A 13,745-nucleotide genomic window follows, 5' to 3' on the forward strand; every position below is an offset into this window, starting at 1 on the left:
GAACGGCAGCTCTGCGAGGTCAAGGAATTGCCATGACGGCGGGAGGACGATCGGCAAAGGAGCATGAGAAGCCCCGTCCCTCAAAGAGGAACGGGGCCGTTTTACTTTTCGTCCCGCTTTCGGCGCATCATGTCGTCCCAGCCGTCCCCTATGGTGCGGTAGTAGGTCGCGTTCTCCACCGACGGCCGTCCTGTGGCCGCTCCGTAGGCGCTCAAGAAGATGTCCTGCTCCTTGCGGGTCAGCTCTGGGTCAGTCACTATCGCCTTCTCGGTTGCGTTGAAGAGGTCGTCTATCTCAGCGAATACCTCCGGAGCAATGCTTGAGATCTGTGGATCATCGGGAAGGGGTGTACCTTCCCGATGATCATGTGAATCCACAAGCATGACCGACGCGCCAACGTCGGTCGGGAAGGCACACCCGTGCTCACCGTAGTCCCTGACCCCGCCAACGGCGACCGCGCCGCGGCGATCTCCGCCCCGTCGCCCGCGCTGATCGACGAGCTCGTCCGGGAAGGCGCCCGCCGGATGCTCGCCGAAGCGCTCAAGGCCGAGGTCGACGCCTACATCGCCCAGTTCGCCGACGAACGTGACGAACACGGCCGCCGTCTGGTCGTCCGCAACGGTCACCACGAACCCCGGCAGGTACTGACCAGCGCGGGAGCCATCGAAGTGCGCGCCCCACGCGTCAACGACAAGCGCATCGACGAAGCCACCGGCAAGCGCCGACGCTTCTCCTCAGCCATCTTGCCGCCGTGGTGCCGCAAGAGCCCGGCCATCACCGAGGTGCTCCCCCTGCTCTACCTGCACGGGCTGTCGTCCGGCGACTTCGTGCCCGCTCTCGGCCAGTTTCTCGGCTCGAGCAACGGGCTGTCTGCGCCGGTCATCACCAAGCTCACCGAGCAGTGGAAAGCCGAGCAACGCGCCTTCGCCGAACGCGACCTATCCGACGTGGACTACGTCTACCTGTGGGCCGACGGCATCCACGTCAACATCCGCCTGGAAGAGCACAAGTTGTGCCTGCTGGTGCTGATCGGCGTGCGCGCCGACGGCCGCAAGGAACTCGTCGCCCTCACCGACGGCTACCGGGAGTCGAGCGAGTCGTGGGCTGACCTGCTGCGTGACTGCGCCCGGCGCGGCATGCGCGCCCCGGTCCTGGCGATCGGCGATGGCGCGCTGGGCTTCTGGTCAGCCCTAAGTGAGGTATTTCCGCAGGCCAGGGCGCAGAGGTGCTGGTTTCACAAGATTGCCAATGTGTTGGGGGCGCTCCCGAAGTCCGCCCATCCTGGCGCGAAGAAGGCGTTGGCCGAGATCTGGAACGCCGAGAGCAAGGACCAGGCGCTGACCGCGATCAGCGCGTTCGAGGCCGCCTACGGCGCCAAGTTCCCCAAAGCGGTCGCCAAAGTCGTCGACGATGTCGAAGAACTGCTCGCCTTCTACGACTATCCGGCCGAACACTGGCGGCACCTGCGCACCACCAACCCGATCGAATCGACCTTCGCCACCGTCCGGCATCGCACCAAGGTCACCAAGGGTCCCGGCTCCCGTGCCGCCGGCCTGGCGATGGCCTTCAAGCTGATCGAGTCCGCTCAGGCGCGCTGGCGCGCCGTCAACGGCGCTCACCTGGTCGCCCTGGTCCGAGCCGGCGCCACCTTCATCGACGGCAAGCTCGTCGAACGCCCTGCAGAATCACCCGTCCCCACAGCCGCCTAGGAACGCATGATCCACAGGTCTTGACTATTGCTCTACCTCCGCCGGGTTGATGCCTAACACGTCGTAGAGCTGCTTGAGGTGCTTGGAAGGGATCTTTTCGCCGCGCTCATACTGTGAGACACGGGATTGGTCCAAGCCAAGCCTCCTACCAAGCTGTGCCTGGGTGAGGTTCCTTTCGATCCTCCGCGCGCTGATCAGGTGCCCTAGGGTCGATGGGTTCATAGGAGAAGATTAGGCCACAGCTCATGATCGGGAACGAGGTATGCTGAGCGGGCATAGACCCGCGTTACCCGTCCCCGCTCTTCCACGCCCAGGGAGAGCGGGGGCTTGAGTGTTGCTCTGAGAGGTCTACCGAATGAGCAGGACGGCGAGCCATCAACGAGAGACCTGCCCTTCCCCACAGATCAGATTGTGCTCTCACGGGGAGGCGAAAGGTCGGCTTTGAGCTCTTGGAGTCCGCGTTGGCAGACTGCCCACTGGATATTGTCGCTACCAGCATCGGCGAGAACGACGCTTGCGACGATATCAGCGTGACAGGGCGGAGTTCCGTGCTGGCTGCAACCGCCCCGAGCGCCCGTACTGTTCGGGTTCTTGTACCACGCCGAAGGCTGAGGATCGAGGATCTGGACGATGCGTGACTTCACCGCCAAGAGGTCATTGAGCGCGGCGGTCACAACTTCTGAGGCATTAGGCTGGGCGAGCGCAGCCGGGGCGAGAGATGGGCGCTTTGCGTAGTTCGCAGCGATGAGCTGTTCACGGACCTGCGCCCATCCCGGAAAGACGCTCAGAGCGTTGACGAGTCGCGCTAGTCGGTCCTGGGAAGCTCCGCGGTTATGCATCCATTCAAAGTTGATGGAAAGGACCGACTTACTCACGCCGGTGTAAATGCTCCAGACCGCCGCCTCGTCGGTGCCGAGACTGAACCATGCCGTGACGGAGGGGTATTCGGCCTCGCCGAAGTAGTACCCGCGAAACGAGGGATGGCGTTCCGCGTGCCGATAGACCGCCAGCAGGGTGTTGGCCACGTCCTCGGAACAGTATTGCTCCAGCGCATGGAGAAGGCTGTCCTCATCCCACTTGCTCTGTCCTCGTGATAGCGCTGCCCGTCGCTCGTTGGTCATTGCTGGGACGGCTCCGAGGGTGCCCGCTTCGGGCGGCGCGGCGTCGTAGTTCGAGGCCGGCAGCGGGTCGCCGAGTGCCAGTTGGATGGCGATCGCAATCGATTCAAGCCAGGAGATGGTCTCCTCCGCCTCGCGCGCGCTGATGGCCGCCTTCTGTCCGGGCTGGTCCGGGTCGTGGTCGGCCGTGTGCGCGATGTTGTTCCGGCGCCAGGCAATGTCGCGTAGTTTGCTCCGCACGCCGTCGGAGGTGATCGGCTCCGCCGCGTCCTGAGCGGTGAGGATCTCCGCGACCTTCACCCAGAGGTTGACGGTGCTGACATGGGCGAACCCGTCCTTGATCTTGTCTGGATTCTGGAAGGTCATGAATGCGAAGACCTGCTCCAAGTGGGCGCGGAAGGCCTCGTCGAGGGGCTCATCGTGATGGTGAACCTTCTCGAACAGCTCGACGGGGATGGACAGCTTGCTGAACTTCGGAGGACGAGCCACCCCCGGCTGCAACGCGAGAGCCACCGCCCGGTCGATGATCTCCCGTGTAATCCAGTGGTCCAAGGCGGCTACGGACTGGGTCCAGGCGGCTCGGTAGAGATCGCCGACGTCAAAGGCGCCTACCCTGAGCCGTTCCAGGTTCTGGCCCCCGTGTACGAGCTGCCGGGCATATCCGAGATTCTGCTGAAACTGCTCGAACGCCGGCGGGACATCGTCGGGTGCAGACGCAGGTGATACCGCGCTGGTCACCCCTGGGATCGGCCCTGCCTCGCTGAGCACCTTGCGGAAGTCATTCGCCGTGACGCGGCGTGCTGGGTCTGCCCGCCCAGCCTGGTCGAAGGTTAGGCCTTCCTGCTCCAAGACGGCACGCGGCTCCTCGGTCCGCAGCGGGTCCAGCCAGCGAAACTGCGGCGAGATCCGGCCTCCGGCTTGGAGAACTCGATGGGCGTTGTATCCCTCGGGGGCCTCGGCCATGAACCCGCCGATCGACTGCGCTGACATGCCGACCAGTTCGGCCAAGTCACCGTAGGTCGTCCAGCTACCAGGCTTCAAGTGCTTCAGGGCCTTTAAGACCACGTCCCAACGGGCATCCTTGCGACCCTGAGCAGGCAGCCGCCGTGCTCGATATTGACGCCCCAACTCCCGGTAGAGCTCAACCCCGGGGAAATCTTCCAGTGCCTGGATTCCGGCGGGTGTGATCGACCACCCGTTCCTCTTGATCATCCAGCCGAGCGACGCCGCTTCCCCCGTCCTGAATCCCAACTGTGCCCACCAGCGGGTCTGGCCGTGCGCATTGGGACCCTGGTGCTCCGGGGCGATGGAGATCTTTTCGGTGACCGCTTTCCGCACTTCATCGGGCTGTAGCGGGCGACCGGCCTCCCGGAGGACCTCCAAGGTCGTGCGAAGAATTGGTGCGATGTGCTCGGCGAAGGACATCGAGGCTCCTTGATCTCAATTGCTGGTATGCCTACTGGAGAGGTCTGAGGTGACCACCAACTGAGCGGGTCAACGTGGCAGCGAGGACAAATTGTCAACAATGAGGTGATCTCTGCAAGATCGACCTGAACAACTGGGTTTGACGTCTCGAGAGGGGCATAGGGAGAGGAGTGCGGAACGGGCACAGAGCACAGTTTCTGTTATATAGGTGGAGCCCTGTAGAAGAGCCTTTCAAGTCTCCACCGCTACCGAAAATCCACTTGAGCAACTATCGTGCCACGCTCGTTATCTCCTTCAAACTAGTTCGCCACATTGCCGGACGACCGATCGCCGAACGCCACCGGTGCGGGACCCGCACAAGGGGGCTGACATGCGTCATCGACTACTGGAAGCGATCAAGGCTTCTCGTGGTCAGCCAAAGGCGGGGCGACGCTGCCCAACCTCGTCAACGATGGAGTGAGTGTCTTGGCGAGTCCTCGGCGGAATAGGGCGGCTGGGCGGCCTACGTCGGGGAGCCGTCGTTCACCGATAGGTATGACGAAGCCTTGCGTCTTCATGACCTTGCGGCGGAAGTTGCTGGGGTCGAGGGAGAGGCCCCACACCGCTTCGTAGATCTGGCGCAGGTCGGCGATGGTGAAGGGCTCCTTGCAGAAGGCGGTGGCGATCGTGGTGTGCTCGAGTTGGGACCTGGCCCGCTCCAGCCCGTCAAGAAGAATCTGCTCGTGGTCGAAGGCGAGTGTGATCTGCCCGTCGAGGATGGAGGAGACCGGGGTCCAGTTGGCGGCTGACGCGTCGGTTCCTGCACGGGGCATGGGAAGATCGGGGCCGAGCGCGAGGTAGGCGATGGAGATGATCCGCCCACGTGGGTCGCGACTGGGGTCACCGTAAGCGTGCAGTTGTTCCAGGTGCAGGCTGTCGCCGGCGACTCCGGTTTCTTCTCGCAGTTCTCGTCTGGCGGCCGCGTCCAGCGCCTCGCCATCGCGGACGAACCCGCCCGGCAGCGCCGCTACGCCACGGTAGGGCATGTTGCCGCGCTCGATCAGCAGAACGTGGAGTCCGCCATCGCGCACGGTGAAGATCACCAGGTCCACGGCCACGGCCAGGGAGGCGGGCGGGCGGCGTTGGCGGACAGTCTTGCTTGTTGCCATACCCCCATTAAAGGTCTAGATGATTGATTCCAAGGGCTGAGATTCGCTGATCGCCTGCGGACATGCAGCGAGGGTGTCCAAGATCGATTTGTGACGAAAGACCTGAACACCCTCGCTACCGCACTGTACGTGAAGATCGACGATCAGCTGATCACATTCCCGGACCTGGCACCTGAACGTCCCCGGGTAGGCATCCAGCCCACCTTGAGCGACGCCGAACTCGTGACCCTGGCGGTGATGTCGGCGCTGCTCGGCTTCACCTCCGAGCGGCGCTGGCTGCGCTATGCCCGCGCCCACCTGGCCGGCATGTTCCCCTACCTGCCCGGCCAAAGCGGCTACAACAAACGCCTGCGCGCCGCCACCAGCCTGGTGCTGAGCATGATCCGCATCCTTGGCCGGGACACCTCGCTGTGGAGCGATGATGTGTGGGTGGTCGACTCCACCCCGGTCGAGTGCGGCCGCTCCCGTCAAACAGCCCAGCGCAGCGACCTGGCCGGCTGGGCCGAGTACGGCTACTGCCCCTCGCACTCCCGCTTCTTCTGGGGATTACGGTTGCACCTGTTGTGCACGCTGGGTGGGCTACCGATCGCCTTCGCCCTGACCGGAGCCAAGGCCGACGAGCGAACCACTCTGCTCGGCATGTTCCAGGCCGACCCCGACCTGCTGGCCCGTCACCGCGGCCAGGACCTCATCGCGGACATGCAGTACTACGGCCGCGACTTCGAAGACACCCTGGCCGGTGCGGGCGTGCGCCTGCTGCGCAAGGCCCGCAAGGGCGAGCCCCCACGCCCGGGAGCGCACCTGTTCAAACCGCTGCGCCAGACCATCGAATCGATCAACCAGACCTTCAAAGGTCAGCTCGACCTGGAACGCCACGGCGCACGCACCGCCGCCGGGGTGGCCATCCGTGTGATCACCCGTGTCCTGGCTCTGACCGCCGTGATCTGGCACAACGACAAGACTGATCAGCCCATCGCGCGATCCCTCACCGCCTACGACCACTGATCCCATCCGAACGGCTTGGAATCAGTCGTCTAGTTGACTCCAAGTCGTGCCGCACTTATGGTCATGTTTACCTAAATGACTACCGGAGGGGCTCATGTCCCGATCGCGCACGGTACGTCTCAAGAACGACACGGGGGCAGTCGGCTCAAAGGCGACACGGTACCTCTGTGCCGGTGTCTACCTCGACCGCGACTTCCGCGACATGGTCATCCGCCGTGTCTACAACGACTCCAAGCACATGGTCGCGCCCTCCTACGGCTTCGATCTGGTGCCAGTTGTCGCGCACGCCTGGCGGGCGTGGCATCTGGAGACACTGAAGTGGGTGCTGGTCCTCGCGATTCTCCTGGGTGGCATCGCATGGGCGCCCGCCGCGACAGCCACCGCGACGGCGTTGTTCGGCCTGCGCCGGTCTGCTGCCGTCGCCGTCAGAAGCGCACGGGTCGCTTTGCCGCTGAAGGCAAAAGAGCGCGCGGACCGGTTCTTGCGACGTGTCCGCTGGAGCAGCGAGTCGAACGATCTCGCCGAGCACCTCCGTTCCCTGAAGCTTGCCTGTATCGGCAGCGGTGCTCTGGTCGTCGCCATTCCCGTGATCTCCGGCGTGGCGGGCATTCCGCTCTCGCAGCTGCTGCAGCAAACAGCGATCATAGGGATGTTGACGGTTCTCGTCGCGTGCGGTTTTGGGGCCGCCCAACGCGTCGCGTTGCACCAAACGGCCAAGGGCCGGCTGCCCTCGCCGGACAGCCACCGCTGTCGAGCGATCGATGAACAGCAGCACCACACCTTCGTCATCTATCGCAGGGTCCCCAAGGAGGAGCCGGAGCCGGAGGACTTCCGCGACATCCTTGCGCTCGACGACTCACATAAACCATTTGTCGGAGCCGGGCGGCTGACGCATCGCTGGAATCCGCCGCTCAACATCCACCTGCTGAGAATGGGCAAAGGCAGCATGGCCGATCGGGAATTTGATCCCCTCCCGTTCAAGGCGCATGAGCTGGTCGCCTATTTGAAGGACGAGATGCAACGGCTCGACGGGCTGGATGACGCCACTAGCCTTCCGGACTTCGGAAAAGCGGACCGTATCTATGTAGCGGAGGCTGATGTCGATCCCGAGCGCGGTTGGCTGCAAGGCGAGCCTGCTACGAACGAAATCAACGAGATCATTGATCGGCCGTTCGACCGATTCCATCACTTCCTCGAGATCCGTACATCGGTATCCGGTGAGCTGGTCACAACCGTGTTCCTTCGCACCACAGTCAAAGGGCGCGCGCTCAGCCTCGACTTCGCTGCCTGTGCGCTGACGCGGACTCCGGACGAGTATCACGTCCTCGACGAGTATGGCGAGTCTGGGGTCACTGCCATACTCCGGGCAGCGGTCCGAGCTCTTACCGAACTTCCGACCGACATCCTGCAGTCGTGGCGTCTCATCCACCTCCCGACCATCCTGCTCGGCGCCCTTCGAGCACGGCGAACCCGCGTTCTCTATCCCAAACGCGGTGTGAAGATCGGAGCGAAGCTGAGTGTGCGGGAAGAGAAGCGCATGCCGTGGGAGACGGCACAACTCGACCGAACGCTCATCTCCGACCACGTGAAGCTCATAGAAGACCGTCTGCTGAAGGCGGCGACCGAGTTCCTGCGCGATCACAAGGTCGACATCTCGGAGTTTGAGGAACGCGCTACCAACATCATCAATACCGGGATCATGAACTTCGGTGAGTCGATGAATGTAAACAACTCCGCGGTCGGCACCAACGCGGTGAGACTCGATCTGCCTGAGAACTTCGGCAGCGCATCAGGAGGAGGCCACGCATGACCGGTCAGTTCAAGAACAGCGGAATAATCAATCAGGGCGGCTCTATGACCATCAGCGGCACCGCGGTCGGCGACGGTGCCACGGTCGTCCACCACCACCTGACCGAGGCCGTGGCCGGTAGGCGCGCAGACGTTGGCGTGATAACAATCAAAGAGTCAGAGGCTAGGGCAGTCATAGATACCCTCAAACTCGAACGTGCCCCCGTGAACGGGATTCCCTTCTGGCACGGCACCATCGACCTCCGAGGCGTAGCCGCCAGGGTGGCGATGACTCGATCGCTGGGCCAGGGCCAGCGATCGACAATGGCCGCGTTCGAGAATCTCAGGGAGACGTTCCGACCGGCGGTCGTCGCACTTGTCGGCATCGGCGGCGGGTTCCATCCGGACGTCTCCGCGGGCGACGTCGCCATAGCAACGCGAGCCGTCTACTACGACCTCCGAAAGGAAACGGCTGACGGCACCCAGCGCAGAGGCGAGGACCGTGAGACATCAGCCATGGTGGGAAACGCCGTGAACAGCTTCTTCGTCGACTACGGCGAACCGGCACGATTCGGAAGCGGAGAGGACGGATTTCAGGTCATCTCCTGCATCGTCGGAACCGGTGACGCCGTTATTGCGGACGCTGAGTCCGAAATCAGGAAATACCTCAAACACTACAACGACAAGATCTCTGTGGTTGATATGGAAGCCGGCGGTCTGGCTCAGGCATTCCACGAGCGCGGCAATCTGGCTCAGATGCGCGGATGGGTAGTGATTCGCGGAGTCTCCGACTACTCGAACAAAGAAAAGAATGACATCCTACAGAAATCGGCTGCCCGGAACGCCGCAGAGGTACTGCGAGCCCTAATCCCCTACCTTCCATCTCACACCTGACGGGAAGTCTCGATGGGAGAGTTCGTAATCGGGGTGGTGAGTTCGCTCGTCGCCACAGTGCTCGCCGTTGTGGGCGGCATGGCGCTGTCGCCTCGCGTGCGCTCCTGGCCGACCCTGCTTCTGTCCAGATTCACCGGCTTGGGAATCTCCCGGGTGCATCCGCGACAGCGCGTCGCCGCCGAAGCTCTCACAGCAGAACTCGGCAAAGCCCGCTGGGTACGGGTGCTCGCAGGCCGAGGGAATGAACTCACCCGCGACGGATTCGTGGCCCTGTGGGAGGACGAAGGACGTCGCCTAGAGTTCGTTCACGTACTGCTTCCCGATACCAACCACCCCTCAGCATCATGGCTGGAGTGGCGCGAGGACCAGATCCGGCGCATCGACCCGGGCTTCTCCCGCGGAATGCTGGCCGAGCAGGTCGACATCAACGCCGGATACATCAGGGAAGTCGCCGTTGACAGGGACAACATCGAGCTGCGCCGCTACAACCTCCCCAACCTCCACCGAATAGTGATCACCGACCGCGTCGCCTTCCTCACTCTCTACCGTCGAGCGGCCCACGGCCGCGACTCGCCCTGCATCGTGGCGCCCCGCCCCGGCCTGATGTACGACTACGCCCTTCAGCTCTTCACCACGGCCTGGGACCATGCCTAGACAGGCGTGCCGTTAAGTGGCGTGGTGGCCAGCCTCGACGGGTCCGGGGACATGCGCGGGATGATCTTCGAGGCGGCGCATGTGTCGCAAAGCTTCTGCACAGGTCAGAGCGTGTGCGCCAGCCCTACGGCTACCACTCTCCTAAAGCGGGTGCCGCAGGTTCGAATCCTGCCGGGGGCACGCTCCAAATCTTCGGCACAGGCGCACGCGGCCAGCGGGCGCTTGTTTTCGTTTCCGGGGATGTGTTCTGCCATGGCAGCTACTCCTTCGATGGTGTCGTGGTCGAGAGCGACCCTGATCAGCGCAATTCCCACGCTGTCGTTGTAACGGATCTCCAGGTGGAAGACCTCGAAGAGCTTGCGTTGAAGTTCTTCCGGTAGTTCGGCGATTCCGGTCTGCAGCATGGGGATCTTGTAGAGCAAGTCGGTCTGGTGGTCGCTGGCGGGCGGGTTGGCCTCGGTCTCGGCGAGTTCCTGGGCCTTGGTGCGGCGCTCCACCTCCAACTCGGAGAACCGTGTGCGCAGGCGACGGGCAAACGCGTCGTCGATCTCGCCCTCCTCGACCTGAGCGATCAGGCGGTCCTGTTTCTTGGTGATCTCGGTGATGCGCTTCCTGAGGGCCTGGCAGCGCGCTTCCCACTCTCCTTCCGCCTGCTTACTGCTCTGCGGTAGGTCGGCAGCCAGGAGCTGATGGCGGCCTGGGCCGAAGATGCGGCGCTGGAACAGGTCGTGGACCGCGTCGAGGAGGGTGTCCTCACGGACGCGGATGACCTTCGGATGTCCGGAGAAGCGGTCTTCGCGGCCTTTGTGGTTCCGGTCAGGCTGGCAGCAGTAGTAAGCGTCCTGAGCCTTGCGACGGGTCTCGGTCTGGCCGAACATTCGCCGGTCACAAGGATCGCAATAGACGAAGGATCGCAAGGGATAGGTGCGTCGGGTCTGGCGGTGGCTGTTGACCGCTGAGCCAGTCCGGGAGGTGCCGCGAACACGCCCTATGTTCTGGGCGGCTTCGTAGATCTCTCTGGTGACCAAGGGTTCATGGGTGGGATGCTCTGACCAGACCCAGGCGCTGGGTGGGTTGGCCATGCTCCGCTTGCTGCCTCGGCGGCTCGTGGTGGCTTTGCGGTTCCAGACCATGTGGCCGGTGTACTTGGGGTTGCGCAGGATCTCTCGAACCCCCGAACGCGACCAGGCGTTACGGCCGCGGAAGTTGGGGTTCAGCGACTCAGGCGGTGGAAAGCGGTCGTGGTCGGTGTTGAGCCGGTCGGCGATGTCTCCGTAGCCCAGCCGTTCCATGACCCGCCACATGAAGATCTTGGTGACGACCGGTCCTCGCACCGGCTCGGGGACCAGGCGGGTCTTGCTCTTGCCATCGGCGGCCTTGGCCGGAACGGGGTGAGGGACCTTCTCGGCCCGGTAGCCGTACGGCGGGTGTCCGACGTTCCAGCCCTGCAGGGTGTGGGTGCGCAGGCCGTCCCATGAGGCCTCCATCATCTGCACCGCATACCATTCGGCGATGCCTTGCTTGACGCGGCGGGTGAGGATCGCGGTGGCGCGCTTGCCGTTCAGCGTGATCGGCTCGTCGGCGGCGAAGAGAGCGACCCCGAGTTCCTCCAACTCGTGCTCGATCTTCGTGCCGTAGAAAGTACGCCGAGAGATACGGTCGATGGACTCGCAGATCACCGCGTCAAATCGGCGGTTGCGCTGGCCTGCCTCGGCGAGCAGGTCCTGGATGCCGCCATCGCGGGGGATCGGGATGTCGAAACGCTCGTGCGCGGTGCCATGGCCGCGGTCTTCGAGATTCTTTCGGCCAGACTCGATGTCATAGAAGTGCGCGACGATGATGGCGCCGGGCGGCAGGGCCGCCCGGCTGTTGTCGAGTTGTCGAGGCAGCGAAAGGGTCGGGTCCTGCAGGTCCTCGGTCGAGGTCCGGCCGCACCAGGCGATACGTAGACCGTCAAACGGGTCATGGCTGCTCCCCGCTCCCCACCCGCTCATCGTTCTCCTCATACCTATCGCGCACGGCCAACCAGCACAGGACCTCGTGGATCACATCCGCCTGAGCCGCACGCAATGAGCGGCCTTCCTCACCCTGGAGCAAGACGAATTCGATCTCGATCCGCACGCCTGGCTGACCGCTGCATGGTTGACCAGGCCCTGCAGCGTACGCCGCCGAAGCCGCTTTGGGAGGCCCTGAGCAGGCCCTTTGTATCTCTTCAGCCATCATCCGCCTCCGGCCGATGCCCCTGTGCCGCAGCGGCAGCCAATCGCGCACGTGCAAGATCGCAGTAGGCGACATTGAGCTCGATGCCCCGGAAGGAGCGGGCGAGTTGCCGCGCGGCGATGCCGGTCGTGCCGGCGCCGGTGAAGGGATCGAGGACGGTGCCTCCTGGGCGGCAGCCAGAGGCAATCGCTCGGAGAGGGAGATCGATGGGGAAGGCCGCAAAGTGCGCTTCTCGGAGCGGACGGGTGGAGACGGACCACACGTCGCCCGGATTCCGGCCCTCCGGGTGTACTGCGTCATGTCGCCCACCGGTAGGCAACATGGCCTCGCCATGTCGCTTGCCGCTGAAGACTTCGGCACCGGCGTCGTACTTGCCGCCTGAGGGCCATGCGGTTTTGACGGAGTTCGGCTTGTTGCCACCGAATCTTGAACGGCGTGCGATGGAGCGGTCTCCTGTGTATCGCTCCCGGATCGGGTCGAGGTCGAACCAGTAGCGGCGCTGTTTGACGAGCAGGAAGATGAACTCGTAGCGGTTGGAGAGCCGATCGAGAACAGACTGGGGCATCGCGTTTGGCTTGTGCCACACAATGGCGTTCCGCAGGATCCAGCCGTCTCGTTGAAGGGCGAAGGCGACCTGCCACGGCATGCCACGCAAGTTCTTTGGCGGTAGCGAGCATCCGCCTGCCGGCCGGACGCGAGGTTGGTGCTGGTTGAAGTTCGCGCCACGTGCCCAGCCGTCGGAGTTGGCCGCGTAGCAGTCACCGAGGTTCAGCCAGAAGGTGCCGTCGTCGGCCAGGACCCGCCGGGCTTCGGCGAAGACACCTCGCAGGTTTTCCACATACTCTTCCGGCGTTGGCTCTTGACCGTATTCGCCAGGGCAGTAGTGGCGGAGTCCGTAGTAAGGCGGACTGGTGACGATGCAGTCGACGGAGCCGCCTTCCATCTCGGCCAGTACTTCGCGGGCATCGCCTTGGAAGATTTCGGCGTACTCGTCGCCCCAGTAAGGCTGGCGCATCAAGAGCGCCTCCTTGCCGGACGGCGCCCGCCAGTGGCATCGGACGCGAGTTGGGTGCCCTCACCGCCCGCGGTGATCTCCCATTGGATGCCGGCGATGTTGTCGGCGTCTTTCGAGGTACGAGGGCGACTCAGGGTGTCGCAGCCCGGCCTGGGCGAGAGCTCAGCCACGGGTCGGAACCCGGCGGCGCGCAAGCTGGTGCCGGATTCGTCGGCGCGAGTGTAGGCGATCAGGCGGCGGTAGCCCATGGCCTTGGAGGCCCGCCAGGCGGCAGCGAGTAGGGCGGAGCAGGCGTTGGGGGTGCCGTCGGTGGCCAGGCGGGTGATCTCTGCGGTGTGGCCGTCATTGAGGTTGCGGGCGACCGGGCGGCCGACGATCACGACACCGACGAGGGTGTCGCTGGTGGTCTTCACGCCTACGGCGAACTTGGCGCCGACCGGCGGACCGAGATGCCGGTGGGTCCAGGCGACGAATGCTTTTGCCGTTTGAATAGCGACCGGGGTAATCGTCAGCCGGCCGTCCGCTGATTGCTGCTGATTTTTCAGCTCACCGAGTGGTCGCGATTTCTCATTCCAATTCTCCATGAAGTGGTGTCGGGACGTTTCCGGATGCACGTCCAGGACAACACCCAGCTCAGAGCCTTCTCAGAGGCCTCAGAACTGACCTCAGAAGGCGAGCTCTCAGAACATCTGAAGCCTGGCTCTGAGGAATTTCAGCACAGGCTCATCTGAGCGAATTCTGATGCGGCGCGTACACCGGGTTCGAGACA

Annotated in this window: 12 protein-coding genes; 5 read left to right on the forward strand and 7 right to left on the reverse strand. The window is 63.7% G+C overall.

From position 1 onward, the window contains the following. Nucleotides 1-101 precede the first annotated feature (101 nt). Nucleotides 102-257, reverse strand: coding sequence for a hypothetical protein (locus tag ACQPWU_RS45360; RefSeq protein WP_433431972.1), 156 nt, complete (start codon nucleotides 255-257; stop codon nucleotides 102-104). A gap of 162 nt (nucleotides 258-419) precedes the next feature. Here ACQPWU_RS45360 and ACQPWU_RS45365 point away from each other — a divergent pair, with 162 nt between their 5' ends. Continuing rightward, nucleotides 420-1,709, forward strand: coding sequence for an IS256 family transposase (locus ACQPWU_RS45365; protein ID WP_433431943.1), 1,290 nt, complete (start codon nucleotides 420-422; stop codon nucleotides 1,707-1,709). A 24-nt stretch (nucleotides 1,710-1,733) separates the two neighbouring features. On the opposite strand, the gene ACQPWU_RS45370 is transcribed toward ACQPWU_RS45365, so the two are convergent. The 3 genes from ACQPWU_RS45370 to ACQPWU_RS45380 form a co-directional block, all read right to left on the reverse strand. Then, nucleotides 1,734-1,931 carry a helix-turn-helix domain-containing protein gene (locus ACQPWU_RS45370; protein ID WP_433431974.1) on the reverse strand — a complete coding sequence of 66 codons (198 nt, stop codon included), beginning with the start codon at nucleotides 1,929-1,931 and terminating at the stop codon, nucleotides 1,734-1,736. A 182-nt stretch (nucleotides 1,932-2,113) separates the two neighbouring features. Next, on the reverse strand, nucleotides 2,114-4,252 hold the full coding sequence (locus ACQPWU_RS45375) for an MGMT family protein (RefSeq protein ID WP_433431976.1): 2,139 nt from the start codon (nucleotides 4,250-4,252) through the stop codon (nucleotides 2,114-2,116). A gap of 395 nt (nucleotides 4,253-4,647) precedes the next feature. Next, nucleotides 4,648-5,349, reverse strand: coding sequence for an NUDIX hydrolase (locus tag ACQPWU_RS45380; RefSeq protein ID WP_433431978.1), 702 nt, complete (start codon nucleotides 5,347-5,349; stop codon nucleotides 4,648-4,650). 141 nt (nucleotides 5,350-5,490) lie between these two features. On the opposite strand from ACQPWU_RS45380, the gene ACQPWU_RS45385 reads away from it, so the two are divergent. The 4 genes from ACQPWU_RS45385 to ACQPWU_RS45400 all read left to right on the forward strand — a co-directional run bounded on the left by ACQPWU_RS45385 (nucleotide 5,491) and on the right by ACQPWU_RS45400 (nucleotide 9,741). Then, entirely contained in the window at nucleotides 5,491-6,405 is a 915-nt protein-coding gene (locus tag ACQPWU_RS45385) for an IS982 family transposase (RefSeq protein ID WP_433431365.1), read from the forward strand. Between the two features lie 94 nt (nucleotides 6,406-6,499). Further along, nucleotides 6,500-8,215: a hypothetical protein gene (locus ACQPWU_RS45390; protein ID WP_433431980.1), complete on the forward strand. Its 1,716-nt coding sequence runs from the start codon at nucleotides 6,500-6,502 to the stop codon at nucleotides 8,213-8,215. Continuing rightward, entirely contained in the window at nucleotides 8,212-9,087 is an 876-nt protein-coding gene (locus ACQPWU_RS45395; RefSeq protein WP_433431982.1) for a hypothetical protein, read from the forward strand. The genes ACQPWU_RS45390 and ACQPWU_RS45395 overlap by 4 nt, the downstream gene beginning before the upstream one ends. A gap of 12 nt (nucleotides 9,088-9,099) precedes the next feature. Beyond that, nucleotides 9,100-9,741 (forward strand): hypothetical protein, encoded by a 642-nt coding sequence (locus ACQPWU_RS45400; RefSeq protein ID WP_433431984.1) that lies wholly within the window; start codon nucleotides 9,100-9,102, stop codon nucleotides 9,739-9,741. A gap of 104 nt (nucleotides 9,742-9,845) precedes the next feature. Here ACQPWU_RS45400 and ACQPWU_RS45405 read toward each other — a convergent pair whose 3' ends face one another. The 3 genes from ACQPWU_RS45405 to ACQPWU_RS45415 form a co-directional block, all read right to left on the reverse strand. Next, the gene (locus tag ACQPWU_RS45405; protein WP_433431986.1) at nucleotides 9,846-11,735 is read right to left on the reverse strand and encodes a recombinase family protein; all 1,890 of its coding nucleotides are present in this window, start codon (nucleotides 11,733-11,735) and stop codon (nucleotides 9,846-9,848) included. A 218-nt stretch (nucleotides 11,736-11,953) separates the two neighbouring features. Then, a complete protein-coding gene (locus ACQPWU_RS45410) occupies nucleotides 11,954-12,976 on the reverse strand; it encodes a DNA-methyltransferase (protein ID WP_433431988.1) in 1,023 nt (340 codons plus the stop codon). Next, nucleotides 12,976-13,590 (reverse strand): XF1762 family protein, encoded by a 615-nt coding sequence (locus ACQPWU_RS45415; RefSeq protein ID WP_433431990.1) that lies wholly within the window; start codon nucleotides 13,588-13,590, stop codon nucleotides 12,976-12,978. Before ACQPWU_RS45415 ends, ACQPWU_RS45410 begins: the two co-directional genes overlap by 1 nt. Nucleotides 13,591-13,745: the final 155 nt, after the last annotated feature.

The organism is Nonomuraea sp. CA-141351 (assembly GCF_050944675.1).
Classification (GTDB): domain Bacteria; phylum Actinomycetota; class Actinomycetes; order Streptosporangiales; family Streptosporangiaceae; genus Nonomuraea.

Excerpts from the sequence above, each read along its gene's own strand:
- ACQPWU_RS45370 (WP_433431974.1), bottom strand. The coding sequence starts at position 1,931 with ATGAACCCATCGACCCTAGGGCACCTGATCAGCGCGCGGAGGATCGAA.
- ACQPWU_RS45375 (WP_433431976.1), bottom strand. The coding sequence starts at position 4,252 with ATGTCCTTCGCCGAGCACATCGCACCAATTCTTCGCACGACCTTGGAG.
- ACQPWU_RS45390 (WP_433431980.1), top strand. The coding sequence starts at position 6,500 with ATGTCCCGATCGCGCACGGTACGTCTCAAGAACGACACGGGGGCAGTC.
- ACQPWU_RS45395 (WP_433431982.1), top strand. The coding sequence starts at position 8,212 with ATGACCGGTCAGTTCAAGAACAGCGGAATAATCAATCAGGGCGGCTCT.
- ACQPWU_RS45400 (WP_433431984.1), top strand. The coding sequence starts at position 9,100 with ATGGGAGAGTTCGTAATCGGGGTGGTGAGTTCGCTCGTCGCCACAGTG.
- ACQPWU_RS45405 (WP_433431986.1), bottom strand. The coding sequence starts at position 11,735 with ATGAGCGGGTGGGGAGCGGGGAGCAGCCATGACCCGTTTGACGGTCTA.
- ACQPWU_RS45410 (WP_433431988.1), bottom strand. The coding sequence starts at position 12,976 with ATGCGCCAGCCTTACTGGGGCGACGAGTACGCCGAAATCTTCCAAGGC.